Here is a 26,452-nt window from a genome sequence, read left to right on the forward strand (position 1 = left end):
ATTATACTAGAATGGCACTTACGCATTTTTGCGGAATAATACCTAATAATTAAAACATACTATTTTAGAATAGTTATTATTGATAGCGAAATCGACTTCATAGTGCCTGAAATCCATCCCTTTTTCTCATACTCATCTGATCTTTGCTGGTAGTATGTATTACTCGTTCGGTTATCTCCATAATTAGAATCCACTATCACATTTTTAAAGACTGTATAATATCTATAAAATGAAAAAGTGCTCCCCGTCCCCAAAAGTGCGTAAGAACCACTGGGATTTATATTTCTCCATAAACAGCATTCAATAAGTATGAACCTATCCTTTTTCTTTTACTGAATCACTATTTTATAAATATAAAGAATAAACTTTTTGAAAATGTATATTTTAGAGGTCTTGAACCCGAGAAACTTCCAGCAAACAATATTGTATCTTATGCTATAAAAAAATGTTTACAACTTCAGCTTTCTTTTCAAATCTTCCCTATATTGATTTCTTTTGGGATCTTCAAAAGTTTGAATAATAGCGTCAGCAGCTCTTTTACTAGATAATCCATCTTTAAAAGCAAATAAATCGCCTAATAAACTTTCAATATCAGAACCTGTTGAGGGATTTTCATTAAGTATATTTTGTACATTTTCATGAAAATTACATTCTTTTTCCCATGAAGGAACTACTTTCCTAAGCAGTTTAGCCTCGTTATTTAAATCCCTGTATCGATTTGATTTAGTTGTATTTAAGATAACAATCTTTTTTTTAGCTAAAAGTGCATCATAAATTAGTCCGCTTGTGTCAGTGATCACAAGATCTGAAACCTTAAATAGTTCTAATGTATTTGTTTTATCGTCTCTAACAATATTAAAATTAGATAAGATCTTGTCTTTTCTAATGGATTCTGAAGATAAATGAGCGGTACCATGATGTAGTTTAACAATTACATTATATTCCTTATTAATTTGAATCAATTGCTCCATCCATTCATCAATTGATGAATGTACTCCATATGTAGGTGCATATAATATAGTTTTTTTGGAACGATCAACTTTTAATTCATCTTTTATTGAATTTATATCAAACTCATTATTAAACCACTTATCAAATTTTGGATTTCCCACTATAACTCCAGAATTAAAGATATTGGTTCTTTCATAGTCATATGTACCATAATTTAAAATTGTGTCGTAAAAGGCATTCCAATAGCTAAAATTAAAAGATTCTTTTTCTAGACCATAGCCGGCTCCATAAACCATTCTTATATTATAAACGCTTATTGATGAAAGCTGATCAAAATAATACGGACTAACAAGACATTCATACCTAATTTTATTCATTACCAGCAATGAACACGGATATGCTTCTATATCATCCCTATTAATGCTCTCAATAAATTCTACATTAGAGTCGTACATTTCTTTCCATTCGGGATCATATATTAAATAATCATTGATGATTAAGTCACATTCATATCCTTTTTCTACAAGTTTATTTATTGTATTCTCATATAAATAGTAATGAAATGGGGAATTGATAAAGAAACCGATTTTGTTAATAACTTGCTCCAAGTGTCACACATCCCCCTAATATTATATTCACTTTAATGATAAATTGTAGCCATTTAATTAAAGTGTGCTTATTAAAAGTACTTACTCTACCAAATGTTTCGAAATATAAACATCTGAGAGGAGCGAAACAAAAAAATGCTGCCAATCTTTATTGATTTGCATGAGAGTCAGAGTAAATTCCTCTGCTAAATCATATTGATTTTGCTCCGAAAAGGTCTTAATAATAAACTTTAACGTGTACGCATCAAATATGTTTTCTAGTTTTAATTCATTTTCTCCTGCAAGAATTTCTAAGGCGACTTGGAAGGCTAAATCATACTCTCCAATATCTAAATATAAACCTGAAAGTAATCCTAGAAGTTGAGGTTGATATTTTCCCGGTGATATTTGACTGTCTGCTAGCCTTATAGCTTCGTATATGCTACCCGAAACCTTTAATAAATAAATTTCAAGGAAATTTTCAAAATCCTCTTCCTTTAATAAGGAATGAACATATGGTTGCAATACTTTTTTATCATTATTTTCTATATACATGTTTAATAATTTTTTACTCATGTCAATACTTCCTGAGTAAAAATGTGCTAAAGCTAATTTTTCATAATCCAAATGTTGTTGTATCTCTAAAGTATCATCATTAAAATCATAAAGTGAGCATGACAAGTTATATAAACCTAAATAATTATACATACCAAGTAATTCATTCTGTATTAGAAAACTATGTTTATAATTTTTATAGGATAGAATAGTATTTTTAATAACATTCTCATTGTTTTCAACTTCATAGCTATCCTTTTTAATCATATTGTTGATTGGTTCTAGTAAATCTGACCAATTATAGAGCTCCACTGACTTTTTTGCCATTTTGGTTTCTACGGTATATTCTTCATTATTCATAGAAATAAATTCATCTAGATACTCAACAAATTCATTATAGGTAGTTGCTGCTCTTGTTCCAGGCAACTCTAATATATCGGGCATTATCGTTGTGACAACAGGTGTTGATGAGGCTAAATATTCATAAATTTTCAACGGGGTAACAGCGGCTGTTAAATTATTTACTTTAAATGGTATTATACACACCTTAGAAACAGCTAAATAATGTGGAAGTTCTTCATATTTTTTGCTTCCTAAAAAATAAATATTCGATCGTTTCGGCAAATCACACCTAAGATTGCCAGCAAACACAAAAGAATACTCAGGTCTTGACTCTGCTATAAATTGAATCAAATCGAGATCCACCCACTTTGCGATGACTCCCATGAAAAATACGATAGGTTTGTTAATCGGCTTTAAATCTACAGGAACTTGCGGAAGTACCGCTTGTTGCGTAAACTCTGCATTCCAAACTCCATTGGGCAAGTAATAAACATTATTATTATAATAAGACATTTTTACATAAAGCCTTTTGGCAGAGGTTATAACTAAATCAGCTATACTCGCGATTTTTCGTTCACAATGAATGATCTCTTCCGAATATCCCATCTCAGGATCCTTCGTAAATTCCTCCCAATCATCTAAACAGTCATATATTAACGTTGAATTTTTAGAGAGAGCTTGAAGGTGTGTTATCCACTGAGGGAAAGCCGCGATAAATATTGGGTTTTTTTCATTATAAATTTCATTGATTTTTTTTATTAATAAAGTCAAAGAACTGTCGTTAATTTCTTCTGAGTGTATGCTGTTTTTAATTACAAAAACATCATCCGCGTTTCTCGAAAAAAAGGAATCTTTAAAAGAATCCCTATCCTTGATATTCCCTAGATTAACAGGATCAATTTTAGTATAGTCAGTGATACAAATATAAAGTACTTCATAACCTTTTCGGGAGAAATATGTAGCAAAGTGCTGTGGCCTATGCTTTAAATATTCATAAGGGATACCAGATAGCATTACAATGGTTCTCATAGCATATTTTCCTTTCAAAATGACCTAAAGAGTAATCCTATATACGGATTACTCTTTAGGTTTAAAAAATTAACGAAGTAATTGAAGAACTCCTTGTGGCTGTTGGTTAGCTTGAGCAAGCATTGCTTGAGCAGCTTGAGAAAGAATGTTGTTCTTAGTGAACTCCATCATTTCTTTTGCCATGTCAACATCACGGATACGTGATTCAGCAGCCGTTAAGTTTTCAGAAGATGTTCCAAGGTTGTTAATTGTATGTTCTAAGCGGTTTTGCATAGCACCGAGATTTGAACGTTCAGTAGCAACCGTTTTGATAGCTTCATTTAGCGTTTCAATAGCAGTATTCGCTGCATCTTGAGTGCTAACGTCGATACCAGTACCAGTTTTGCTATCTCCTGTACCTACTCCAAGTGTTTCAGAATCCAGTTTTGAGATATTCAACGTAACGTTTTGGTCTTTATTTGCTCCAATGTGGAATGTTAATGCTGCACCACCAGAAGCAGAAGCAAAAGTCCCATCAAGAAGAGTTTTTCCGTTGAATTCAGTAGTCTCAGAAATACGAGTAATTTCACGTGCAAGCTGATTAATCTCATCTTGGATTGCTGCGCGGTCTGTATCGCTATCGTTTGTATCATTTGATGCTTGAACAGCTAATTCACGCATACGTTGAAGGATTGCATGTGTTTCATTTAATGCACCTTCAGCAGTTTGGATTAAAGAGATTCCATCTTGAGCGTTTTTCGCAGCCATGTCCAAACCTTTGATTTGAGCACGCATTTTTTCAGAGATTGCTAGGCCCGCAGCATCGTCTCCAGCACGGTTGATACGAAGACCTGAAGATAATTTCTCCATGTTTTTTGTTGCAGCATTTGTTCCGGCATTTAGTTGACGGTGCGTGTTAAGAGCTGCAATGTTGTGGTTGATTCTCATTTCATTTTCCTCCTTGAATATGCCGCTCACATCCTTGTGAACGGTATTGCTATATATTGTTGACAAGATATCCGGTCGGCCGCCCGGCACCTTGCCTTCAATAGTTATATCGGCAGGAGAAAGAATTGTTTAATAGGTATTCACTCTTTTTTTGCGTTTTCTAGTAGACTGGAAAGGTCAGATATTCCGTTCAATGCAGCTCTATTTTCATTTTTTATTTCCACCCATACTTCTTTCCGGTAAACTTCAACGTTCTTAGGAGCATTGATCCCGATCTTTACTTGATCTCCTTGGATTGCCGTAATGGAGATTTCAATATCAGGCCCAATTTGGATCGCTTCTCCCTTTTTTCTTGATAGTATGAGCATCTCGTCACCCCTTTGCTTTTGTCCCGAACAATGGGTGTTTTGTTTTGTGATTTCCTTCATTCAAAATGACCTGTTTAGCCATATTGTTTTTCGAGTTAATGACAATTGGAGCCTGCAAGTTAGCGGTGGTTCTCTCGAATGGATCCTGTACAGTTAAGATAGTAAATACAGCAGCATCTTCCGCTTTTTCTAATTCCAACTGACCCACCACCGACTCGCTCAATTGAAAATCATATTCTGGAAAAAATGAAAAAGGATCTACTACAACAAATCCTATTTCGGGTGTCCTGATGGACTGTAAGACGGTCAATACACTTTCATCCAACGGCAGCAATAGAAACTCCCTCTGATCCGGAAAACCTGGGATACCACTGTCAAATTTCAAGATGTCTTTTGAGCTGAATTTCTGTAAGCCATGATATTTCGTCTCAATCTCCATATTCTTCTTCCCGCTCCTTTCATGCTTCTAGATTGATAAAGTCGATTTTCAATGAAGGTTCACGTTCCATGAAAATATCCACTTTCCCTGATTGATAATCGATTATAGGCTTCTGCGGTTGCACTTGGATTATCGGTTCACGCCTCATCCACTGTATATTTAAAATAGCAGGTTCATAATTCAATTTCACACTGAAAGGTGAAGGGATAAATCCAATATTAAACGAAGCTTCTGGCCTTTCTGAGTTTCGCTTTGCAATACCCGGCATCGGATTTCCGCCATTTTCAATTCGCATGAGCTCATCCCCTTCTTCCGCTCTGCGAGCTGTTCCCTCCATTGCCTTAGAGCGCCCTTCTTGGGCAAACTCTTCCATGACCCTCGGCAATGACTTTAAGTTCATGTCTTCCCATGCCTTCGTCTGGTCAATCGTCAGCTTCGATGATGTTTTCTCAATCTGCATTTCAGCCGGGGGCTGCTGAATCTCTACAATTACTTTGGGTTGTTCAATGCTCTGGCTTGCCGGAATTGTTCTTATACCAATTTGCCCTTTAACGGATTCCATCTGGATTTGCGGCATCAATCTCATACTTCTTCAACTCCTCTTAAGCAACAAAAAAGCTATCCCGCAGAATAGCTTTTATCTCAGAAAATCTACCAGTGTCGGCTGGATGATCCGGGAACTGACGCTCAGTGATGCACGAAGCAGACTCTCTTCCATGATTAATTCCGTGATCACTTGTTCGTATTCCACATCTTCATTATCAGACATCATTTTTTTGGAAATTTCCTCCTGTTGGTCCACCCGCTGTTCCATTGCATCAATCCGGTTAGATTTTGCACCAAGTGAAGAACGTTCCTTCAGCAATTCATCAATCCGTTTGTCTAGAATAGATAAATGGCTGTCGATATCTCCCTCAGACTCAATATCGTTAATTAAATTTTGAATAGATGCAAAAAACTCTTCTGAAAAAATAGTATCTGGCTTTACGTTTACAGGGATAAAAACGCCCTTACCAAGTTCAATTTTCACATCATCCGAATTTACAGGAAAAATCGGTGGGTTGGCTGTCAAATCAACTGGCCGCTCATTTGTTTTTGTTCCATTAAAAATATATTTCCCGCCAACTTCCGTGTTCGCAATATTTTCTAATTGTTGCATAATTTCATTGATCTCTTTGGTTACAGCATCTAACTGTCCTTCTTCATATGTCCCGTTAGACGCCTGTACCGTCAATTCCCGTATGCGATGCATCGCCTTTGTTGCTTGGTCTAAAGCAGCATCAGAATTATCAATCCAGTTATGAGCTTCTGCAAAATTCCTTTTGAATTGCTCCGTTTGGAGGACATTGTTCCGATAAGCAATTCCCTTCATAGCCGCAACGGGATCATCAGACGGACGTGTAATCTTTTTCCCCGTATTCATCTGTTCCTGCAACTGCCCAAGCCTTCCATATGTATTGCTCAAATGTCTAAGTGAATTATTCGCTATCATTGACTGCGTGACGCGCATGTTCCATCCCCCCTATCTTCCAATAATGCCCATTCCATTAATAATTTTATCGAGCATTTCATCAACCACTGTAATGTTTCTTGCAGCTGCATTATACGCATGCTGGAATTTGATCATATTCATTATTTCTTCATCTAACGAAACAGTGCTCACAGACAGACGTTTATCATCAACAGATGCCTGTAATGCTGCAGCATTTGCCTTTTGCCGATTGGCATATTGTGCTTCCACCCCAAGTTTCCCGATGATTTTTTGGTAACCTGTGATTACATCTTTAAACGAATCAGCCAAGGCCAAAGCCTGTTGACTATCACCAACTGCACCTGATTTCGAAGCGGCCAAATCATCTGTATGTGTCAGTTCCATCGTTATTCCCTTAGCTCCAGCACCTTCAGTAAAAAAGACGCCACCATCGCTTCCATCTTTTGTTTTACCTTCTTTGTGAATTTCGTTGATGCTCTTTGCAAATTGGTTGGCCAGATCGTCCAGTTGATTCATGATTTTCAAATAAGAATCATGTTCTTCACTACCATAGCCATAGTTTTCAATCAAACTCTTTAATCTACCTTGAGGCAATTGATCTATAGGAACGGCGTTTCCATCAAATGAAAGGCCAGTGACAATATCAGGATCGCCACCCTTGGTAATTTCCAGCTCTTTATAACCTGATCGATTCACAATTTCAACGTCTCCAACCATGATTTTATAAATACCTTCCATGGCTCCTGTGGCATTTGAATAGCTATCTTCTTTGATGACCTGGATATCCATATATTTAGAAAGCTCGTCTACAAGCAGATCACGTTCGTCATATAAATTATTTGGAATAAAGCCGAGCGGTTCCATTTCTGCAATTCTATTATTCAAAGCATCAATATTTTTCAAAATCGAGTTAATGGCTTCTTGGTCAGTATCAAGCTGAAGTCCAAGGTCTTCCCTATAGGTTTGGATGCTCTGATAAATGTAATTGAATGTATCCGCAACTGCATGTCCACGTTGCAACACAACTTCACGGGCACCGTCATTTTCAGGATGAACACTTAAATCCTGAAGAGACTGCCAAAATTCGCCGAGCACTTTGGAAATACCGACGCTGTCTTTTCCTGATTCGTTTAGAATATCCTCCAGTCTAGATAGAGCCTCAGAGCTTGTTCCATAGTAGCCCAGCTTGGCACTCTCCTTCCGGAATTGGCCGTCTAAAAAAAATTCACGGACCCGATGTACCTCTCCAGCTGTAACTCCTGTCCCGATCTGGCCAGGAATTTGCGGTCTGTTCATCGAAGCCGGTGGGTACGCCTCGGTTGCCCTCATATTGATCCGCTGGCGCGTATATCCCGGTGTATTCGCATTTGCTACGTTATTCCCCGTCGTATAGAGTCCGGACTGTTGAGTATTCAACGCCCGCTTTGCCGTTTCAAGACCATGAAAAGTAGATGTCATGTTTGTTCCTCCGTTAATCCTGAATCATTTAATATAGAATCAAGCCTTTGAATCGAAAAAAGACTTACCAGGTTTGGCATGTTGTTTTTTTACATCCGGCCTGCTGTAAGCTGCCGCTTCTTTTTCAGGCTGCAGCACATCAAGATTGATGTTGACGAATTGCAGCGTTTGGTAAATTAACTGCTGGTTCAGCTCATTTTGTTCCTGCAATTTGGCAATGACCGAAACCAATTGATCCTGGAGTGCCTTCAGAGTTTCTGCCGCTTCTGGTACTGCAGCTTTTATACAGTCCACAATTGTGATTTGGCTATCTGCACTTTTCTTTAAAAATGACTGAGCAGCCGTCTGCCGCTCATTTTCCATCATAGTAATAGCCGCTGCCAATTTCTGCTCTTCACGCATGATTTCCTGAAGGCTGTCCACATCCCCTTTTTTCAGTACTTCTGTTTTCTTAAGCGCATTTCTTAACAAACTCTCATGCAGTTGATACTGTTTGGTTAGGTTAACAATTAAAGTTTCAGCAGACATGGAACAGCCTCCTCTCAGCTTATTGGTTGAAGTAGTACTTTGCTATGCTGTGTGCAACCTTTTTAGGGTCGACTTTATATTCACCTTGTTGGATTTGATTTTTTAATTGCTCGATGTGGGCTTTCCGTTCTGCATCATATCGGGATGATTGCTGCAGTTCTTTAGCCTGCTTGGATATTTCTATTTGATCCGCCTCGATACGCTCCGTGCGGGGTTTCTGTTCCATCTGATTAATCTGCTTTGAATATGGATTCGTTTCAGGTCTGTTGAAAGAATTGATTTTCATCAAATAACCTCCTTGCTTTCAACGTTTCGTACTTATTATATCGGTTTAACCAAATAAATGTTTAGTTCATCTTCATCGAAATATTCAACCTCTCGCCAATGTCAATGCCGCTACGCTTTTAGCCCCGGCTTCTTTTAAAGCATGTGCTGCATGATGAAGTGTCGAACCTGTTGTATAAATATCATCTATCAATAAAATATTTTTCCCGCTGACGGATTCATTCAAATTCACTTTAAAAACTTGCTTGAGATAAATTCTTTCATCGCGGGATTTTTTTGATTGTTTTTCACCATGGATTCTATGAAGAGCATCAAATGTTTCAAGCCCAGCTTCTCTTGCCAAAGCCGCTGCCTGATTGAACCCCCGCTCCAGCAAACGCTCCCTGCTCAACGGAATAGGGACAACCAAATCGGATGACGTTTTTGAAAATGCTTTTCTGATATCTTGAGAAAATACCTTCGCCAAGACATAATCACCGCGATATTTATAGCGCGCCAGCAGTTCTTTTAAAAAGTGATTATATTGATATATGGAAACATTTTGTGCAAGGATGCCCGCCCATTTTGGATCTTCCTCCCAGCGAAAACAGTCATGGCACATATCGACATGTATATATTCTCTCTCTAATTCAACAAGTGACCTCGAACACTTTCTGCAAATAGGTTCTTCTATTACCGCCAAATTCCCTCTACAGGTCTTGCACAGACGCTCCTCCGGGGAGCCAAACAAGAGCTTTATCCAAGACATATCCTCCTGGATGACAGTATCGCAATACAAACAATGATTATTCATCGAGCTGCCCTGCCTTCCTTGCCTCTTTGTTCATCCCGTCAATATGGAGCAATGCCTGAATCATTGCTTTTGTTCGTCCATAATGAAAAAAAGTCACTTCACCTGCTGGGTACATGGAACTTCTGCCGACCCTGCCTGCGATTTGAACAAGAGCGGCCTCTGTAAAAATATCTTCTTCTGCACCTAACACTGCCACATCTATGTTTGGAAATGTAACACCTCTTTCCAAAATGGTTGTTGTAAGAAGGAGCGGCGTTTCACCCGCTCTCATTCTTTCCACTTTCACTTTTCTTAAAGGGTCTTCTGCATGTACAGCTTCAATCGCTGGATGCAGTTTTTTTAAAATAGGGAGCGATTTTTTCATGAGTTCAATATGGGGCAGAAAGATGAGCGCTTGTTTTCCTCGTTTCAGCCGCTTTTCAGCCCAATCCAAAACATTATAAGGAAGTTGGCTCTTTCCTAATCGATTCTGCCAATTTCCACACCAAACAAGCCGCGGAAGAGGGAGCGGTCTTCGATGAAAGCGGGCAGGAATTTTTATAAACTCCCGTTTTCCAAACCGGCACTCATCCTGCCATTTCTTACTGGGTGTTGCAGTTAAATAGATACGAGCGGCTTTCGGTTTGGCCGCTTTTTTTACTGACCATTGAAGGCTTTCATCAAATGTGTATGGAAAAGCATCGACTTCATCGACAATAATCGTGTCAAATGCATGCTCAAAACGAAGGAGTTGATGGGTAGTAGAAATCATTAAGGGAGAAAATTGGTGGCGATCATCACTTCCGCCATAAAGCGCTGCCACTAGAATCGAGGGAAATACTTTTTTTATTCGAGGGACAAGCTCCAGCACAACATCTGTCCGTGGGGTCGCAATACAGATCCGCTGGCCAAGTCTCAATGCTTCACCAATACCTGAAAATAGTACTTCAGTCTTTCCAGCGCCGCAAACAGCCCAAATCAAAAGTTCTTTCATGTCTCGGACAGCGGCAACTACCGCATCAGACGCCGCTGCCTGTCCTGCGGATAGCAGGCCATCCCATTTCAGGCATCTGCCGAAATTCCATTCTAAAGGAGGACCAATCCAGCGATAAAGGCTCGTGCATTCGGACACTCTTCCCATCATGAGACATCTTCTACAATAGACACAATCCCGCCTGCATAAGGCACATGGAAATGTCGTATAGAAACGCCTAATCTGATTATGGCAACGATGGCACAGCCACCCACTGCTATCACTACTCAATCCAGGTCTTTTTTCAATCCATCCATTTTTGATATGTAAGTCTATTTCTTCTTTGGGAAACGGGATTTCATTTAATAGGAGTATTCTTCCGTGTAAAAACTGTTGAAGTTTTGGGGAGAAATTTCGTTGAAGGACAGGAGTCAGAGGAAATGTTGTTTTCAATTGATCACCTCTAAAAGATAGTGGTTAAAAGTTTTTCGTACAATAAATTCAAATCTTGCACGACTTTTCAGGATACCGCACCGTTGGCCCTGAATCAGGTCTATCCAGGGCGCGCTCAGAACACTTATAGCTAATTCTGAAACTCAGACCGCACAAGGCCGAAATGCTTCACAGCATTCCGGCCATCAACATTATCGCACTTCGACCCATCCATTCTTTATAGCAGTGATCACTGCCTGGGTACGATCGTTGACATTCATCTTTTGCAAAATGTTACTTACATGGTTTTTGACTGTTTTTTCACTAATATAAAGAGCTTCACCGATAGCACGGTTGCTTTTTCCATCAGCAAGAAGCTGCAGGACTTCACATTCACGGCTCGTCAACAGATGAAGCGGTACTCTCACTTCTGGTTGTTGATAGCCTGCCCCTTTATTTTGCTGGTTCGCAAGGCGTCTATACTCTCTCACCAGTTTATGAGTGACTTTCGGGTGGATGTATGAACCTCCTTCAGCCACAACTTTGATTGCACCTATCAACTCGTCTGAATCCATTTCTTTTAACATGTAGCCCGCTGCACCGGTTTTCATAGCATGCGTGACATATGCTTCTTCATCGTGGATGGAGAGAATAATCGCTTTTGAATCCGGATACGTCTCCATTAACTGCCTTGTTGCCTCTATTCCATTTGTATTCTTCATATTGATATCAAGCAAGACTACATCCGGGGAATACTCCTCAACAATCCCAACTGCATCACAGCCGTCTGCGCCCTCTGCCACGACAGAGAATGTCTTTTCGAATTCCAAGATTCTCTTTACACCTTCGCGAAACAATTCGTGATCATCAATAATGGCTATTTTTGTTTGCATTCGTTATTCCCCCTTAATTGTTTTTATTAAAATGCGCCTTGGCGTATTTACGCCCGGATTTTCTTGAGCTCCGCTCGATAAATCCCCTCTGAAAATCTCAGGCCTTCGCTGGAGGCTTTAACTTTATTCAGCCAGGGTTTGAACCCCCACTGATTGGAATACCGATATGCTGTCATCTCACCACTTACCAGAAGTGGGAGACTTCTGCTGAATGAAGTTAAATACTGCTCAGACTAGGTAAAGCGACAGGTATCTTGATTGAAATAACCGTTCCTGCTCCCTGCTTGGAATGGATGGAAAGCAGGCCGTCCAATATTTCGACGCGTTCCCTCATTCCCATCATGCCGTAGCTTCCGCTTTTCTGCACGTTAACATCAAAACCGCTTCCATCATCTTTCACAATAACATATACTTGCTCAGACAGTATTTCTACCTTTACCTGGATAGTTCTTGGCTGAGCATGTTTCAACGCATTATGTACAGCTTCTTGGATGAGCCGAAAAAGAGCCACTTCATATTTTTGGGGAAGCCTTGTATCCTTCCCAAAGTATACAAATTCGATGTTCGTCGTTTTATGGTACTCTTCGACTGTGGCCAAATATTTTGTTAAGGTCGGAATCAATCCGAGATCATCAAGTGCCATCGGCCGCAAATCATAAATGATACGTCTAACTTCATACAAGGTAGTTCGAATCATTTCCTTCAGGCTGCGAATCTCTTCAAGGGATCGCTCCGGTCCTTCTTCTTTATGCATCTTTTCCGCCAAGTCGGAACGGATCAGAACGCTTGCAAGTAATTGTGCTGGTCCATCATGGATTTCCCGGGACAAACGCTTCCTTTCCTCTTCCTGTGCTTCGATGATCCGCAAGCCAAAGTCCTGCTTCAGTTTCGCATCTTCAAGGGCCTCGCCCATTTCCTTGATATCACTGACTAAATAATTGGACACAATTGAAATTTGCGAGACAAGCGTTTCCGCGCGCTCAATCGTTTGCTGCAGAATAAGCAGGCGTCTCTCCAGATCATCTCTTCGTTCTCTAAGCTGTTTTTCCAGTTGGCGTGTCATCATTAATTTTGATTGGAGATCATGTGCTTGTTCATATGCGGTTCGCACCTGTTCTTCGCTGTAGTCTTTAAAATGCAGACTTATGGTAGACAGACGCTGTCTGGAAATCCTGGCTTGCACATCCAATTGATCACCCTCATCGATGACTTTATTGACTTCAGCCTTGATTTTTTCCAATTCTTTTACTATATTGTCATGGTCATGGCGGCATTGTTCGCCAATCTGGAAAATCTCGTGCTTGCTTCGATCCACAGTATTGATCATCTGTTCCACAATATTATCCAGTGCTTTTATATTCACTTTCTTAAGTGCCATTTTCCTCGAGGGGGCCCCCTTTCGGATCGGGTATACTGGAAATAGGCGTTAAGACATACCTACCATTCTACTAAAGTATTATATCATGTATAATTTTATTAAAACATACTATTTTAGTTGGGAAAATAATAGAGCATTTGAAAGGAGTAGAGTCGTGCTTCCACAATATTTGACGGTAAAAGCAGCAGGGACCCATGAAATCAACATTCAAAAGTCAAGATTCATTGCACATATAAAAAGGACCGAAACGGAGAAAGAGGCGCAAACTTTTATACAGGAAATCAAAAAAGAACATTGGAATGCCACCCACAATTGTTCTGCTTACCTAATCGGTGAAAACGACCAGATTCAAAAAGCAAATGATGACGGTGAACCTAGCGGAACGGCTGGAGTTCCTATGTTGGAAGTGCTAAAGAAAAGAAAGCTGAAAGACACAACAGTTGTCGTGACAAGATACTTCGGGGGCATTAAGTTAGGAGCCGGAGGGCTCATCCGGGCCTACGGCAGAGCAGTTTCTGAAGGAATTGATGCTGTTGGTACGGTCGAACGGACTCTCATGACTGTCATGCATGTGAAAGCTGATTACACATGGCTCGGAAAACTTGAAAATGAAATCCGTTCATCCGATTATCAACTGAAAGACATCCATTATTCAGAACTTGTTGAGATCGAGGTTTATGTTCAAGAGGACAAAATAAAGGAGTTTCAGGAGTGGATGACAGAACTGACAAACGGGCAGGGAAACATGTCAGAAGGAGAGCAATTATATATGGAAAAAGACGTCAAATAACCTTACCTGTTGTAAAGATAGGAGTAAAGACTCCTATCTTTTTTATTAGGGAAAATTTTTTTCTAATTAGTTGGGCACATTTCCAAAGTCAATGTCTTTCGCCAACATCAAGGCACCCAATATCCCTGAATCCGCACCAAGTCCTGGTGTTACAATGTACTCTTCCAACAAAGGTAATTTTAAAAATCCTTCGGATAGACGCTGCACCTCATTATGAATACTTGGAAATAAATGCGATTGCTTCATCACTCCTCCGCCCATAATGATTTTCTCGGGAGAAAGAATTAGAATATATTGCAGGAGAGCTTGAGCCAAATAATGGACTTCCAATTCCCAAGCTTGATGATCCTTCAGCAAATTTTCTCCCTTTATGCCCCAACGTTTTTCGATTGAGGGGCCTGAAGCCAAGCCTTCTAGGCAATCCTTGTGATAGGGGCAAACCCCTTCAAACCTGTCTAGCGGGTGACGACGTAAAAATATATGCCCCATTTCCGGATGTGAAAGACCATGAAGGCACTTGCCACCAATAACAGCTCCAGCGCCAATTCCTGTTCCTACGGTTATGTACAGACAGTTACTCCCTTTTCCTGCACCAAACAGAAACTCACCCCAAGCAGCCGCATTGACGTCTGTATCGAATGCAACTGGTATATTCAATGCTTTCTTCATCGTTTCGACAAACGGAAAGTTGCACCATCCATGCTTCGGCGTTGATGTGATGTATCCAAATGTATCGCTTTTTTCATTCAAATCAAGCGGACCGAAAGATCCAATTCCAAGAGCCTTAATTTCATGGCCTTTAAAAAATTCAATTACCATCGGGATCGTCTGTTCAGGAATCGTAGTCGGGATCTGGATGCGTTCCAACATTTCTCCATTATCATTCCCAACAGCGCAGACAAACTTTGTCCCTCCAGCTTCAATCGCTCCCAACATGAAAATTTCACTTCTTTCCTTGCAGTCATTCATCTTTCATTCTATCATCATATTTCCTTGATACATACATAAATCTAGATATAGGAAAGCGATGACAAATAAGACATTTACGAGAAGGCAGCTAGTCAACCACCATGAGAAATTGACTACATCCTTGCTAGCCGCCTCCTATGGCTTCGGAAGGTGTAAAAACAACATCAATGATGCTTTAGCTTGCTCGTAGCTGGACAGGATAAAGTCTATTTGGAGGGACGGCTATGGAAATCCAAGTACGATCAGGTGATTCACTTTGGTATTACAGCCAGTTATTTCGTATTCCGTTCGTATTAATCCTCGATTCCAACGCGAATCTTCCTAATCCAAACGCCCTTAAAGTTGGGCAGGTGATTCAAATTCCCGGATTTCAAAAAGGCGTCTATACAATTAAGTCTGGTGACACCTTTTGGAAAATTGCTCAGGGACGGAATGTGAACGTTGATGCTCTTTTGATTTTAAACCAGAATATCAATCCAAACCAATTGACCATCGGGCAGCAAATCAATATTCCAGTCAGAGTCATGTCAAGAATAATCAACGGCAATGAACCGTACGATTTTCAGAAGATGAACAACGATATAAACAAACTACTCTCGGTTTATCCATTTATAAAAAGGAAGGAAGCTGGAAAAAGTGTTCTCGAAAACCCTCTGCATATACTCCAAATCGGAACATCTGGAAGAAAAGTACAGATTAATGCCTCCTTCCATGCAAATGAATGGATCACCACACCGATTTTCATGCGCTTTTTAAGTGATTATATGCTGGCCCTCACCAATGGCCTGATGATTCAAGGTATATCAGCATTAACGATCTATACAGGGAGCAGACTGTTTGCCACACCAATGGTGAATCCTGACGGTGTCAATCTCGTCCTGAACGGCCCTCCTCCCGAAAGAGAAGCCGAGCTTATTCGGCTGAATAAAGGCAGCCTTGACTTCTCAGGCTGGAAAGCGAATATTCGCGGCGTAGATTTAAATAAACAATTCCCTGCCAATTGGGAGTTTGAAAAAGAAAGGAAGCCGAAAGAACCGGGGTCCCGTGACTTTCCAGGCTACACACCGCTTTCTGAACCGGAAACGAAAACGATGGCAGATTTGGCCAGAACGGAAAACTATGACCGCCTACTTGCTCTCCATACGCAAGGGCAGGAAATCTATTGGGGGTATGAAGGACTGGAGCCGCCGGAATCCGAAGTGCTTGCAAGGGATTTTTCCATCCTTAGCGGGTATGAAGCCGTCCGCTATGTCGACAGTTATGCTGGCTATAAGGACTGGTTCATCCAGGACTTCAGAAAGCCGGGCTTTACCATTGAATTAGGCATAGGGCAAAATCCGTTGCCGCTTTCCCAATTTGAAGAAATCTACTCCCACATGCTAGGACTTTTTGTAAGATCGCTGATTTAACATTTTAATCAAAGCTAGAGTTATCAATGCGCCCAATGAATCCAAACCTACATCCCAGATGGAAGCCGTTCTATCCGGGACATATGATTGATGTAATTCATCCGTTGCCGCATATAAGGTTGTAATCATCCATGCCAATAGAAACTTTCTCTTTTCAAAGCTGTTGAAAAGGAAGACTGCCAGAAGTCCGAATGCTCCCAAGTGTACGAGCTTGCGGAAGACAAAATTTATAAAGGCAGCTTCATCCAAGGAAAGTCCTAGCAGCTTTTTGATTAATAATTGTGTATGTCCGCCTGTTGAAGAAGGTGAATGTGTTGCGATAAAAATGGCCACTGCCCATGCAATAGCTGCAACTAGCCAGATTCGACGCTTTTTCATGATTAATACCTCTTTTTGACAATAGTAAAGGCGGGACACTTTATATGCATTCCCGCCTTTTTATATTTATATATTCAAATGATCTTTCAACACGCCCTGAACCCTTGCCCTTTCCTCCTGGGAAACAAGGTAATACCAGATACCATCAATTTTGGACCCCTGTCCTTCAATTTGATACTGATCAATTTTATGGCGTGCCTCTTTATAATTCTTTTGAATATCTTTCATTTCACTGAAAGAGAGATTTGTTTCAACATTTTTTCCTAATGCCTCAAGAACATCGTCATACTTCCAGATTGCCGAAATATTCGCCCCTTTGTTAATTACCCCTTGAATAACCTGGCGTTGGCGCATCTGGCGTCCAAAATCTCCCCGCGGATCATCGTAACGCATCCGGGCATAAGCCAATGCATCGGTGCCATTCAGAGAAATCTGTCCTTTGGAAAATTGCTTTTTACCAACAGAAAAATCAATATCGTTATTTACATCGACACCGCCGACGGCATCCACAATTTCCTTAAATCCTTCCATATTCAGCTTAATATAGTAATCAATCGGAATATCAAGAAACTTTTCAACCGTATTCATTGACATTTCAACGCCGCCAAACGCATACGCATGGTTAATTTTGTCATCCACGCCTTTACCCACTATTTCAACTCTCGTATCCCTTGGAATACTGAGCATATCTATCGATTCTGTCTTAGGGTTAACCGTCATCACAATGATGGAATCAGAACGGCCACGGTCGCCAGGGCGTTCATCTACCCCTAACATCAGCACAGAAAAAGGCTCTTTTTTATTAAGTGATAAATTTGCCTCCCTAGCTACTTCCGGAGTACGATCAAGCGGATTATGCATATTTTTGGCAGTTTTATTAATGTTATGATAGATTGAGAAACCAAATCCAACTACAGCAATGACCAACAGCAAGATAACAATCAGCACGATTTTTAAAGCTTTTGATTTCTTTTTTGGTTTATGTCTTGACATGAATTTTCCCCTTCTAGTTTTGGTATTTATCAGTCTTATATTTTGCCACTCTTATTATAAATGACAATTCCCACAAATCAATAACACTTTAAAGCAGGTTGATTCACTTTGTCACTTCTATATGCTACTATAGCATGTACATTAGAAGCAATAGGGAGACGTACACATGGTTAAAGTATTATTTGTCTGCTTGGGTAATATTTGCCGCTCACCCATGGCTGAAGCCATCATGAGGGATCTGATAGAAAAAGAAGATTTGAGCAAAAATATTTCAGTGGATTCAGCAGGAACAGGCTCATGGCATATTGGAGAACCTCCACATAAAGGCACTTTAAAAAAATTGGAAGAATACGATGTCAACACCAAAGGACTGATAGCTAGGCAACTTTCCTCAAAAGATTTCGATGAATATGATTACATAGTGGGGATGGACGAATCGAACATCCGAAATATTTCCAAGATAACAGGTCAATCGAATGATCCTAAAATCATTCGCCTCCTTGATTTGACGGATGCAAAAAAGGATGTCCCTGACCCTTATTACACCGGTGATTTTCAGGAAACTTATGATCTGATTAGTGAAGGCTGCCAAGTACTTTTGGAAAGAATTAAAGTAAACATGTAACATGGAAGAATTTTCAGTTCACCTTTGGATTTGATCGTTTTGCGAGATATTCCAAAGGTGAATTTTTTCATGCAGATTTAAGACTCGCTTTCTTGCTCTAAAAATTTAACAATCGTCAAGTGCCAACTGATGATTATTTTCATCTCACCAGTTATTCGGCATCACTCGTCCATCTAATCAAGGAAAAACGTCCTCCACCTTTAGCTTCCGACAAATGCGTTAAGGAAAAGATTGGGGAGATAGAAACAGAGTCTTCTTCTAAAAAAGAGTGATGTGCCATTGTTACAGAAGGAAAAAGACCCCAGATATCCGGGGCCTTGTCTAGGATGTTTTGATTGTGTGGCTTTTGCATGAGGAATAATGCGAAAAGTTTAACTATTGGAGTATGCTACTATGAATTCATTTTGAATAAAGCATTAAGCTTCATATCATGAATGCCTACTTTCCCACCTAAGTAGCTTATATCAGCCTTTATCGTTTTCATTTCATCTGAAATAACAGTGAAAATAGATTGATGTTCATCAAGTCTATCCTCAACTTGTTTAAAATGACTTCGTATTTCATTCGTAAGATTATCAATTTTTTCTCCATTACTGCGCAGTTCTGTTTTCACTTCCTGAAGCTCAGCATACATCGACTTCTGGTCCGACTTCACTTCCTGAAGCTCTACGCGTATCTCTTGAAATCCATTGTCAAGGTCGCCCAGCTTAGTTAAAATTTCCTTTAATATTGCTTCCAATTCTTTTTCACCTCCTTCTTGCGAACAATTATAGCATACTGCCAAGGTTATCTACTTTCTTTCTAATAAAACAAAAGACTATTACATTTCTTTTCCGCTTTTGAAAATAACAAATTGAGCTAAGGTAGATGCATAGTTTGAACCATTCTTACTAAAATGATTAGAAGCAAAAATTCAATGTTGAATCCCTTCACCTTACTATCAGCGAATGCTAGTTGAACAGTCTTCACTCAGAAAAATTATTCCTTTTACCTACCTAATAGTAGGTTCCTTTTTAAAAACTTTTAAAAGGCGGGTTTAGGCCTCTTTCGAAGCACCCCCGCCTTTTTTCATCCTAGTGTCATTTCCTTTCTTGCGCGTCCGGTTCGGATGAGCCACATATGAATGAAAAACTCCACTAACGTGAGGAATAAAGCAGTAACGACAGCTCCCACAAGTGTTACCTGAGCAGTAAAAAAGAAGTAACTTAAAATATAAATGATTAGTGTAGAGCCAACAAAGTCCGTAATTGTGCTAAGCCAAAAAGTACTTTCTGACAACAATGCCCATTCAAACAAATGCCCTGCGACGGCCAATGTAACCCCGATGACAATCGGCTGGTAGGTACCGGAGAAATTCACATTCGTCAGCAGACTTCCTGAAATAGTAACTATAATGGGGCAGATAATCAGTTTCATTATGAAATTCAACATAGAAAAGGCCTCCTTTATTGAAAAGGATGCCTTGACCTTAGCTTTTTTATTCCTTTCTTCCCTCATTCTTTCTTCAGTGTCACTACGACTATTTCGGGACGGTTAAACATTCGGTACGGGACCACACTATTGCCGAGTCCCCGGCTCACTACCATTGTCGTTATACCCTTTGTATGCACTCCCGCCGTATATTTCGGAAACCAGCCCTGCCCTGGTGCAATAAGTCCGCCAATACCAGGAATCCGCACTTGACCTCCATGGGCATGTCCAGTAAAAATCAAATCAACCTGCCTATTGGTATAGACATCGAATACTTCAGGTCGATGAGAAAGAAGAAGCCGATAATATTGATCCGGTATACTAGCCAATGTGCTGTCCATATACTTAGCAATCGTTTTTTCTGAGCCCTCAATCGACTCCATCAAGGGATCATCGAGCCCTGCGATGACTAATTTCTCCCCGTCACGCTCAAGGATTTTTGCTTCATTTTTCAACACAACGACCCCTAAGGCCCGAAGTGCGCTTGTGATTTCTTCTACTTGATTAACCGCAACTTCATGATTACCGATCACATAATACACCTTTGCGATTCTAACTAATTTCCTGACAAGTTGAAGACTTTTTTCAAGATCGTACCGGTTACTGTCAATAATATCTCCCGTTAGAAAAATAAAATCCGGATCTAACTTTTTTACTTTTTCCGCCAGCTTTATTTGATTTTGACCAAATTCTGCATCTTGCAAATCAGACAGTTGAACAATAACCAGACCATCAAAGGCTTTTGGAATCCGGTCAGACGCAATTTCATGGGAAGACACCTGAAGCCAATGATTATTTACATATAGAAACACCCAGACGAGTGCAATAATAATAATGAGCTTGAATAATTTATGTTTCATCTTTGGCAATTTTTTGAGTTACTAATTTCATCTATTCCATTCCTTTCTTTTTACAGCATATTGTATCATTTTTTATAGACAAAATTGGGTTATACATGAATTTTATGCGGACATCTTTAGGCATTATTACAAAAAAATAGCCAGCCAATCATGTTGTCTACAAGATTGGCTGACAAATTCCCATCAAGATTGTTGAACTTTTTTATTGTAATAATTGACGCTGTACTGAGCACCTTCCTCCACCATTTTTACATCTTCAAAGTCATAAGGATCAGGACGCCCGGCTTTTTTCAACCATTCTGATTCCTCTTGATTTTCTCGAAGAATCCTAGTCTTTTTCTTCACTTTTTCAACTAATTCTCGTATTTTCTCACGGTTTTGTTTCACGGATATGAGAGCTCCTCCTGCCACACCAAGTCCTAATAATACATAAGTTATTTTACCGGATTTGCCCATGAGAGATTTCCTCCTTTCTTCCCTTTTCCTCTGTTTACCCGTCAAAGAGAAGATCAATCATGTTTATCAAATCCGTCTTAGCTTATTTGCGCCCAGATTTTAACAAACTCCGTTCGATAAAATTCTTCTAAAAATCTGTGGCCTCCGCCGGAGGCTTTAACTTTATTAAGTGGAATACTATATGCTCTCATCTCATCACTTACAGTAGTGAGAGAGTTGAATGAAGTTAAACAGGATTATTGAAAACTTGTTTTGAAGCATTGATTAGTTCTAGGATTTCCTCCTCTTTTCCCTTTGAAAGGGCCTGGACGATCTTGCTCCCAACAATAACTCCATCACAATGCTGTCCAAGATTCATCACCTGCTTAGGTGATGAAACGCCAAACCCGGCCAATACCGGAACAGAAGATAATGATTTCAGTTCTTCCAAATATTCCGCGACTCCCGTTTCATATTCAGTTCTCGCCCCAGTAGTTCCTTTTACAGTTACCGCATAAAGGAATCCTTCCGTTCTCCTAGCAATTTCTTCCAATCTACTTCTTGGACTTGTCGGAGCAGCAAGACGAATCAAGGCAATTCTTTGCTTGGAAAGTGCAGGAACCACCAAATCCTCTTCTTCTAGTGGAAGATCAGGAATGATAACACCGTCCACACCCGCTGCCTCACACTCTTCTGCAAATCTCCCAATTTCATAGGCGAAAATCAGATTGAAGTAAGTCATCAAAACGATTGGAATCGAGCGCGACTCTTTAGATTCCTTCAAGGTTTCCAGGACGGCCCTCAATGTTGTTCCTTTATCCAATGCCCTGATTCCCGCTTCTTGTATCGTTGGGCCGTCTGCAACGGGATCTGAAAACGGAATTCCTAGCTCAATGACTGTCGCTCCACTTTTTTCTAAAAATGAAATCTGGTCTGCTAATTTTTCAAGTCCTCCATCCCCTGCCATAATATAAGGAACAAAAGCTTTGTCACCCTGTTCCAAAACGCCCTGAATCGCTTTATTAATGCGTTCTTTACCCATTCAGTCCGCCTCCCAATTCTGCTCTGATCGTTTCAACATCCTTGTCTCCTCTTCCGGACAAACAAATAACCAATGCTTCTTCTTCGTTCATCTCTTTAGCCAATTTAATAGCATAAGCAATGGCATGCGAGCTTTCTAAAGCTGGAATGATCCCTTCCGTTTTCGATAAAAGCTGGAATGCTTCCAGTGCTTCATTGTCGGTAGCAGAAGTATAAGTCACTCGCCCAGTATCTTTTAAATAGGCATGCTCCGGACCCACCCCCGGATAATCCAGACCGGCTGAAATAGAATGAGCACTTTGAATTTGTCCAGCTTCATCCTGTAGCAAATATGTTAAGGTCCCATGTAAAACACCTGCTTTTCCATCCGTTAACGTCGCCGAATGCTTTTTCGTTTCAATACCTAGCCCAGCCGCTTCAACCCCATAGATCTTCACTTCCTGATCGTTCACAAACGGATAGAACATTCCCATTGCATTGCTTCCACCGCCAACACAAGCGACAACGGCATCAGGGAGTCTCCCTTCTTGCTCCATCAACTGCTTTTTCGTTTCTTTCCCAATTATGCTTTGAAAGTCGCGAACAATTTGCGGAAATGGATGTGGTCCTACGACTGATCCCAAAATATAGTGAGTATCTTCCACATTTGCAACCCAGTAACGCAACGCTTCGTTTACTGCATCTTTTAATGTACCACTGCCTTGAGACACACTTCTTACTTCAGCTCCAAGCAGTTCCATCCGAAACACATTCAACTGCTGGCGCCTGATGTCTTCCTCCCCCATAAATACAATGCACTCTAATCCGAGCAGGGCGCATACTGTTGCTGTCGCAACTCCATGCTGGCCTGCGCCTGTTTCAGCAACGACTTTCTTTTTGCCCATCCGAAGCGTCAATAACGCTTGCCCAATTGTATTATTAATTTTATGGGCACCGGTGTGATTCAAATCCTCGCGCTTCAAGTAAATTTTCGCTCCACCAATTTTCTTGGTTAAATTTTCTGCAAAGTACAGGGGCGTTTCCCTGCCAATATACTGTTTTAAATAGTAATCCATCTTCTCTGTGAATTTAGGCTCTCCAATGGCCTTTTTATATTCCTCTTCCAGTTCCAGCAAAGCGGTCATTAATGTTTCTGGAACAAATCGTCCTCCAAACTGTCCATATCGGCCTTTTTCATCAGGTAACACATTGATTGCCATAGCCTATTCTCTCCCTTGTTTAGATTGTTTCACCTTTTGGATAAAACTGATTATTTTTTGCTGATCTTTCTTTCCATCCGTTTCCACACCGCTTGATACATCTACTGCCGCAGGCCGAGCCAACCTGATTGCTTCGTTGACGTTATCCTGATTAAGGCCACCTGCCAAAATCATTTTTTCCCTTGGGAGCTTTTGCTCCTGTAAAAGTCTCCAATCAAATGGCTTCCCACTTCCTCCGCGATAGTGGCTACCTGGACTGTCCACAAGGTAAAAGTCACATTCATACTCTAACAATTTTTTAGCGTCGTTCTCTTCCTTGATTGTAAAAGCCTTAATAACCGGAAGTGCCAGCTCTTTACAAAATTCTGGTGTTTCATCTCCATGAAGTTGGATATAATCAAGTCCAGCTTCTTCCGCGATGCGATGAATTTGTGCAATTGTCTCGTTGACAAAAACGCCAACCGCTGACACGTCTGCTGGAAGCTCGGCAATGATATTCCATGCTTCTAAAGGCTCGATCCTTCTCGAACTATCAGCAAAAACGAATCCAAGCATATCAGCCCCCGCTCGGTACGCCGTTTCTGCCACTTCTCTAGTGGTAATTCCACATATTTTCACTTTCAATCAACGCACCGCCCTGTGCAAAGGAATTCGGATTTCATTCATCGTTGCAGCGATATCTACCGAACGCATGAGTGTTTCCCCAACAAGCACCGCTTTGGCTCCTGCCGCTTCTACGAATGCCACATCCTCTCCTGTCCGGATCCCACTTTCGCTGACAACAATAATATTTTCACTTTTTATTAAAGCTGCTATACGCTCCGTAACCTTCAGATCTACATTAAACGTCTTCAGGTCACGGTTATTAATCCCGATAATGTCCGCTCCAATTTGAAGAGCAGTCTCAGTTTCTTCCTCGTTGTGAACTTCAAATAATACATCCAAGTCTAGTGATTTCGCATAATCATACAGATCTCTAAGCTGATCTTCTTTTAATGCCGCCGCAATGAGCAAGATGATACTGGCTCCATGATGGACTGCTGTGTCAATTTGCACGCGGTCAATCATAAAATCCTTGCAAAGCAATGGAAGGTCAGGAATCACCGAGGCAACTGCCGACAAATCAGCCATTGCTCCATTAAAAAACTGTTGATCCGTTAATACTGAAATTGCCGCTGCCCCCGCTTTCTTATATTGTTTTGCCTGTGCAACTGGATCTACTTTTTGATTAATATCCCCTTTAGATGGAGAAGCACGTTTCACTTCTGCTATCACACTCATCGTTTCAGATTTTTGAATACTGTTATATAGCGATGTTCTTTTTACTGGCTTTGGTTCTCTAGCTCCGTAAATTGCTTTCAGTTCTTTTACCTCTAAGAACTTTTGTGCAATAATGCGATCCAGTATCGTCATGTCATACAACTCCCCGCTCTAATCGTTCACTTTTTCTAATTAAATACTCTAGCTTCGACTGGGCTGCCCCCGAGTCAATGCTCGTTTTTGCTAATTGGATCCCTTCTTGTATCGTGTCTGTCTTCCCACTTGCGAAAATTCCCACGCCTGCATTTAGCAGGACCGTATCGCGGAAAGGACCTTCATCGCCACGCAAAATACTCAACATGATGCTGGCATTCCTTTCTGCATCTCCTCCTGCGATTTCTTCGAGTGAATAAGTGGGAAGTTCAGCTGCCTCAGGAGTCAAGGTAATGGACTGAAGCTTTCCTCCCTCTAAAATAACAAGATGATTTTCACCAGCCAAAGATAGCTCATCCATATGACCTGCTCCATTTACAATAACCGCACGTTTTCTTCCAAGCCTTTCCAAAACACTCCCCATCAACTCCAATTTATCGCGTCGATAAATACCCATCAGTTGTGTGTCGAGCTCAATCGGATTTGTCAAAGGACCAATTAGATTAAAAATCGTTGGCACCCGCAAATCCTTTCTCACTTTCATCACCTGCTTCATTCCAGGGTGAACGTATGGTGCAAATAAAAATGCGATATTATTTTCCTCCAGCAATTCCTGTGTCTGTTCTGGCGTGCATTCAAGTGACACACCAAGATGCTCCAATACATCTGCGCTGCCTGTTTGACTTGAAACACTCCTGTTCCCATGTTTCGCGACTTTGATTCCAGCCCCAGCAATGACAAACGCTGATGTTGTACTGATGTTGAAGCTTCTGGATCCATCACCACCTGTGCCGCAATTATCCATGACACTTTCCCCGACCGATTGAATCGGAACCGATCTTTCGCGGATAGCCTGAACCAACCCAGCAATTTCATCCGCCGTCTCCCCTTTTAAAGCGAGCAGCCCAAGCAGAGCCCCTGCTTCACTTTCCGAGGCTTCTCCTGTAAAAAGAAACCCCGCCGCTTCTTTCATCTCCTGTATGCTTAAATCTTCACCAGCCATCAGTTTTTGCAATTGCAATTTCATGAGAAAAACCTCCCGATTTTCTTTTATTGTACGTTTTCAAAAAGTTGCCATTATACTTGAAACATGCCGCCAAAGGGTTTTACTGTTCAACATTTGATACTTTTTTAAAGGATTCAGTTATAAAACAAAAAGCCCCCTATAAACACACAAAAAGTGTATTTATAGAGGGCGATATAGTCGCGGTGCCACCTCTTATTGAAGATCTTCAAGCATCTCCATCTCTTTCAGGTACAGAGAGTTCTCACACGCGATACCCTATCCCAGTAACGGGGGAATCCGTCTTTCCCTACTTGATTCGGGAAATCTCTCATAAGTCCATTCCACCAAACGGTACGCGCCGGATTTCCACCATCACCAGCTCTCTATTTCGTCCATTGCTCAGTGTACTCATCTTATTCATCGATTTTATATTTATTTGTAATACAAAAAGGGCC

At 40.5% G+C, this 26,452-nt stretch carries 29 protein-coding genes and 1 other annotated feature; of the genes, 3 read left to right on the forward strand and 26 right to left on the reverse strand.

What is annotated here, in order from left to right; genetic code table 11:
- Positions 1–449 precede the first annotated feature (449 nt).
- From H9631_RS06190 to H9631_RS06255, 14 genes are all read right to left on the reverse strand, one after another.
- Complete coding sequence (locus H9631_RS06190) at positions 450–1,559, reverse strand: CDP-glycerol glycerophosphotransferase family protein (RefSeq protein WP_191810991.1); 1,110 nt, start codon at positions 1,557–1,559, stop codon at positions 450–452.
- A gap of 81 nt (positions 1,560–1,640) precedes the next feature.
- A complete protein-coding gene (locus tag H9631_RS06195; RefSeq protein ID WP_191810993.1) occupies positions 1,641–3,464 on the reverse strand; it encodes a glycosyltransferase in 1,824 nt (607 codons plus the stop codon).
- Positions 3,465–3,533: 69 nt separating this feature from the next.
- Complete coding sequence (gene hag, locus H9631_RS06200) at positions 3,534–4,391, reverse strand: flagellin Hag (RefSeq protein ID WP_191810995.1); 858 nt, start codon at positions 4,389–4,391, stop codon at positions 3,534–3,536.
- Positions 4,392–4,531: 140 nt separating this feature from the next.
- Positions 4,532–4,759, reverse strand: a complete 228-nt coding sequence (gene csrA, locus H9631_RS06205; protein ID WP_191810996.1) for a carbon storage regulator CsrA — start codon at positions 4,757–4,759, stop codon at positions 4,532–4,534.
- A 4-nt stretch (positions 4,760–4,763) separates the two neighbouring features.
- Positions 4,764–5,198: a flagellar assembly protein FliW gene (gene fliW / locus H9631_RS06210; RefSeq protein WP_191810998.1), complete on the reverse strand. Its 435-nt coding sequence runs from the start codon at positions 5,196–5,198 to the stop codon at positions 4,764–4,766.
- A 19-nt stretch (positions 5,199–5,217) separates the two neighbouring features.
- The gene (locus H9631_RS06215) at positions 5,218–5,784 is read right to left on the reverse strand and encodes a DUF6470 family protein (RefSeq protein ID WP_191811000.1); all 567 of its coding nucleotides are present in this window, start codon (positions 5,782–5,784) and stop codon (positions 5,218–5,220) included.
- Positions 5,785–5,835: 51 nt separating this feature from the next.
- Complete coding sequence (flgL, locus tag H9631_RS06220; protein WP_191811002.1) at positions 5,836–6,708, reverse strand: flagellar hook-associated protein FlgL; 873 nt, start codon at positions 6,706–6,708, stop codon at positions 5,836–5,838.
- Between the two features lie 12 nt (positions 6,709–6,720).
- Complete coding sequence (gene flgK, locus H9631_RS06225; RefSeq protein ID WP_191811004.1) at positions 6,721–8,148, reverse strand: flagellar hook-associated protein FlgK; 1,428 nt, start codon at positions 8,146–8,148, stop codon at positions 6,721–6,723.
- A gap of 39 nt (positions 8,149–8,187) precedes the next feature.
- Positions 8,188–8,676 (reverse strand): flagellar protein FlgN, encoded by a 489-nt coding sequence (locus tag H9631_RS06230; protein ID WP_191811006.1) that lies wholly within the window; start codon positions 8,674–8,676, stop codon positions 8,188–8,190.
- A gap of 19 nt (positions 8,677–8,695) precedes the next feature.
- Positions 8,696–8,962, reverse strand: a complete 267-nt coding sequence (gene flgM, locus H9631_RS06235) for a flagellar biosynthesis anti-sigma factor FlgM (RefSeq protein ID WP_191811008.1) — start codon at positions 8,960–8,962, stop codon at positions 8,696–8,698.
- 84 nt (positions 8,963–9,046) lie between these two features.
- On the reverse strand, positions 9,047–9,754 hold the full coding sequence (locus H9631_RS06240) for a ComF family protein (protein ID WP_191811009.1): 708 nt from the start codon (positions 9,752–9,754) through the stop codon (positions 9,047–9,049).
- A complete protein-coding gene (locus tag H9631_RS06245; RefSeq protein ID WP_225220896.1) occupies positions 9,747–11,159 on the reverse strand; it encodes a DEAD/DEAH box helicase in 1,413 nt (470 codons plus the stop codon). The genes H9631_RS06240 and H9631_RS06245 overlap by 8 nt, the downstream gene beginning before the upstream one ends.
- 191 nt (positions 11,160–11,350) lie before the next feature.
- Entirely contained in the window at positions 11,351–12,031 is a 681-nt protein-coding gene (locus tag H9631_RS06250; protein ID WP_191811011.1) for a response regulator, read from the reverse strand.
- Between the two features lie 217 nt (positions 12,032–12,248).
- Positions 12,249–13,409 carry a sensor histidine kinase gene (locus H9631_RS06255; RefSeq protein WP_191811012.1) on the reverse strand — a complete coding sequence of 387 codons (1,161 nt, stop codon included), beginning with the start codon at positions 13,407–13,409 and terminating at the stop codon, positions 12,249–12,251.
- A gap of 154 nt (positions 13,410–13,563) precedes the next feature.
- On the opposite strand from H9631_RS06255, the gene H9631_RS06260 reads away from it, so the two are divergent.
- Complete coding sequence (locus H9631_RS06260) at positions 13,564–14,199, forward strand: YigZ family protein (RefSeq protein ID WP_191811014.1); 636 nt, start codon at positions 13,564–13,566, stop codon at positions 14,197–14,199.
- Between the two features lie 66 nt (positions 14,200–14,265).
- Here H9631_RS06260 and H9631_RS06265 read toward each other — a convergent pair whose 3' ends face one another.
- A complete protein-coding gene (locus H9631_RS06265) occupies positions 14,266–15,135 on the reverse strand; it encodes an ROK family protein (protein WP_191811016.1) in 870 nt (289 codons plus the stop codon).
- Positions 15,136–15,392: 257 nt separating this feature from the next.
- Between H9631_RS06265 and H9631_RS06270 the strand changes: the two genes are divergently transcribed.
- The gene (locus tag H9631_RS06270) at positions 15,393–16,577 is read left to right on the forward strand and encodes a M14 family metallopeptidase (RefSeq protein WP_191811018.1); all 1,185 of its coding nucleotides are present in this window, start codon (positions 15,393–15,395) and stop codon (positions 16,575–16,577) included.
- On the opposite strand, the gene H9631_RS06275 is transcribed toward H9631_RS06270, so the two are convergent.
- Complete coding sequence (locus H9631_RS06275) at positions 16,548–16,955, reverse strand: VanZ family protein (RefSeq protein ID WP_191811020.1); 408 nt, start codon at positions 16,953–16,955, stop codon at positions 16,548–16,550. The two genes, H9631_RS06270 and H9631_RS06275, sit on opposite strands and share 30 nt — an antisense overlap.
- 66 nt (positions 16,956–17,021) lie before the next feature.
- Positions 17,022–17,948, reverse strand: a complete 927-nt coding sequence (gene tagU / locus H9631_RS06280) for a polyisoprenyl-teichoic acid--peptidoglycan teichoic acid transferase TagU (protein WP_191811022.1) — start codon at positions 17,946–17,948, stop codon at positions 17,022–17,024.
- Positions 17,949–18,114: 166 nt separating this feature from the next.
- Between tagU and H9631_RS06285 the strand changes: the two genes are divergently transcribed.
- Positions 18,115–18,573 carry a low molecular weight protein-tyrosine-phosphatase gene (locus tag H9631_RS06285; protein ID WP_191811024.1) on the forward strand — a complete coding sequence of 153 codons (459 nt, stop codon included), beginning with the start codon at positions 18,115–18,117 and terminating at the stop codon, positions 18,571–18,573.
- 391 nt (positions 18,574–18,964) lie between these two features.
- On the opposite strand, the gene H9631_RS06290 is transcribed toward H9631_RS06285, so the two are convergent.
- From H9631_RS06290 to trpD, 9 genes are all read right to left on the reverse strand, one after another.
- Positions 18,965–19,312: a hypothetical protein gene (locus H9631_RS06290; RefSeq protein ID WP_191811026.1), complete on the reverse strand. Its 348-nt coding sequence runs from the start codon at positions 19,310–19,312 to the stop codon at positions 18,965–18,967.
- Between the two features lie 329 nt (positions 19,313–19,641).
- A complete protein-coding gene (locus H9631_RS06295; RefSeq protein WP_191811028.1) occupies positions 19,642–20,004 on the reverse strand; it encodes a DUF2512 family protein in 363 nt (120 codons plus the stop codon).
- 62 nt (positions 20,005–20,066) lie between these two features.
- The gene (locus tag H9631_RS06300; protein ID WP_191811030.1) at positions 20,067–20,903 is read right to left on the reverse strand and encodes a metallophosphoesterase; all 837 of its coding nucleotides are present in this window, start codon (positions 20,901–20,903) and stop codon (positions 20,067–20,069) included.
- A 183-nt stretch (positions 20,904–21,086) separates the two neighbouring features.
- Positions 21,087–21,359 carry a hypothetical protein gene (locus tag H9631_RS06305; protein WP_191811032.1) on the reverse strand — a complete coding sequence of 91 codons (273 nt, stop codon included), beginning with the start codon at positions 21,357–21,359 and terminating at the stop codon, positions 21,087–21,089.
- Positions 21,360–21,585: 226 nt separating this feature from the next.
- On the reverse strand, positions 21,586–22,380 hold the full coding sequence (gene trpA / locus H9631_RS06310; protein WP_191811034.1) for a tryptophan synthase subunit alpha: 795 nt from the start codon (positions 22,378–22,380) through the stop codon (positions 21,586–21,588).
- Positions 22,373–23,578 (reverse strand): tryptophan synthase subunit beta, encoded by a 1,206-nt coding sequence (trpB, locus tag H9631_RS06315; protein WP_191811036.1) that lies wholly within the window; start codon positions 23,576–23,578, stop codon positions 22,373–22,375. Before trpB ends, trpA begins: the two co-directional genes overlap by 8 nt.
- 3 nt (positions 23,579–23,581) lie before the next feature.
- Complete coding sequence (locus H9631_RS06320) at positions 23,582–24,196, reverse strand: phosphoribosylanthranilate isomerase (protein ID WP_318246778.1); 615 nt, start codon at positions 24,194–24,196, stop codon at positions 23,582–23,584.
- A gap of 6 nt (positions 24,197–24,202) precedes the next feature.
- Positions 24,203–24,991, reverse strand: a complete 789-nt coding sequence (gene trpC, locus H9631_RS06325) for an indole-3-glycerol phosphate synthase TrpC (RefSeq protein WP_191811040.1) — start codon at positions 24,989–24,991, stop codon at positions 24,203–24,205.
- A gap of 1 nt (position 24,992) precedes the next feature.
- Complete coding sequence (trpD, locus tag H9631_RS06330; RefSeq protein ID WP_191811042.1) at positions 24,993–26,018, reverse strand: anthranilate phosphoribosyltransferase; 1,026 nt, start codon at positions 26,016–26,018, stop codon at positions 24,993–24,995.
- Positions 26,019–26,179: 161 nt separating this feature from the next.
- Positions 26,180–26,427, reverse strand: a binding site (T-box leader).
- Positions 26,428–26,452 lie beyond the last annotated feature (25 nt).

Source organism: Bacillus norwichensis (genome assembly GCF_014836955.1).
GTDB classification, from domain to species: domain Bacteria; phylum Bacillota; class Bacilli; order Bacillales; family Bacillaceae_C; genus Siminovitchia; species Siminovitchia norwichensis.

Coding starts and splice junctions, on each gene's coding strand:
- flgL (WP_191811002.1), bottom strand. CDS start 6,708: ATGCGCGTCACGCAGTCAATGATAGCGAATAATTCACTTAGACATTTG.
- trpA (WP_191811034.1), bottom strand. CDS start 22,380: ATGGGTAAAGAACGCATTAATAAAGCGATTCAGGGCGTTTTGGAACAG.
- trpB (WP_191811036.1), bottom strand. CDS start 23,578: ATGGCAATCAATGTGTTACCTGATGAAAAAGGCCGATATGGACAGTTT.
- flgM (WP_191811008.1), bottom strand. CDS start 8,962: ATGAAAATCAATTCTTTCAACAGACCTGAAACGAATCCATATTCAAAG.
- fliW (WP_191810998.1), bottom strand. CDS start 5,198: ATGGAGATTGAGACGAAATATCATGGCTTACAGAAATTCAGCTCAAAA.
- csrA (WP_191810996.1), bottom strand. CDS start 4,759: ATGCTCATACTATCAAGAAAAAAGGGAGAAGCGATCCAAATTGGGCCT.
- H9631_RS06305 (WP_191811032.1), bottom strand. CDS start 21,359: ATGGGCAAATCCGGTAAAATAACTTATGTATTATTAGGACTTGGTGTG.
- H9631_RS06195 (WP_191810993.1), bottom strand. CDS start 3,464: ATGAGAACCATTGTAATGCTATCTGGTATCCCTTATGAATATTTAAAG.
- H9631_RS06240 (WP_191811009.1), bottom strand. CDS start 9,754: ATGAATAATCATTGTTTGTATTGCGATACTGTCATCCAGGAGGATATG.
- H9631_RS06215 (WP_191811000.1), bottom strand. CDS start 5,784: ATGAGATTGATGCCGCAAATCCAGATGGAATCCGTTAAAGGGCAAATT.
- H9631_RS06285 (WP_191811024.1), top strand. CDS start 18,115: ATGGTTAAAGTATTATTTGTCTGCTTGGGTAATATTTGCCGCTCACCC.
- H9631_RS06300 (WP_191811030.1), bottom strand. CDS start 20,903: ATGAAACATAAATTATTCAAGCTCATTATTATTATTGCACTCGTCTGG.
- H9631_RS06270 (WP_191811018.1), top strand. CDS start 15,393: ATGGAAATCCAAGTACGATCAGGTGATTCACTTTGGTATTACAGCCAG.
- H9631_RS06295 (WP_191811028.1), bottom strand. CDS start 20,004: ATGTTGAATTTCATAATGAAACTGATTATCTGCCCCATTATAGTTACT.
- tagU (WP_191811022.1), bottom strand. CDS start 17,948: ATGTCAAGACATAAACCAAAAAAGAAATCAAAAGCTTTAAAAATCGTG.
- trpD (WP_191811042.1), bottom strand. CDS start 26,018: ATGAAATTGCAATTGCAAAAACTGATGGCTGGTGAAGATTTAAGCATA.
- H9631_RS06230 (WP_191811006.1), bottom strand. CDS start 8,676: ATGTCTGCTGAAACTTTAATTGTTAACCTAACCAAACAGTATCAACTG.
- H9631_RS06250 (WP_191811011.1), bottom strand. CDS start 12,031: ATGCAAACAAAAATAGCCATTATTGATGATCACGAATTGTTTCGCGAA.
- H9631_RS06275 (WP_191811020.1), bottom strand. CDS start 16,955: ATGAAAAAGCGTCGAATCTGGCTAGTTGCAGCTATTGCATGGGCAGTG.
- trpC (WP_191811040.1), bottom strand. CDS start 24,991: ATGACGATACTGGATCGCATTATTGCACAAAAGTTCTTAGAGGTAAAA.
- hag (WP_191810995.1), bottom strand. CDS start 4,391: ATGAGAATCAACCACAACATTGCAGCTCTTAACACGCACCGTCAACTA.
- H9631_RS06265 (WP_191811016.1), bottom strand. CDS start 15,135: ATGTTGGGAGCGATTGAAGCTGGAGGGACAAAGTTTGTCTGCGCTGTT.
- H9631_RS06255 (WP_191811012.1), bottom strand. CDS start 13,409: ATGGCACTTAAGAAAGTGAATATAAAAGCACTGGATAATATTGTGGAA.
- flgK (WP_191811004.1), bottom strand. CDS start 8,148: ATGACATCTACTTTTCATGGTCTTGAAACGGCAAAGCGGGCGTTGAAT.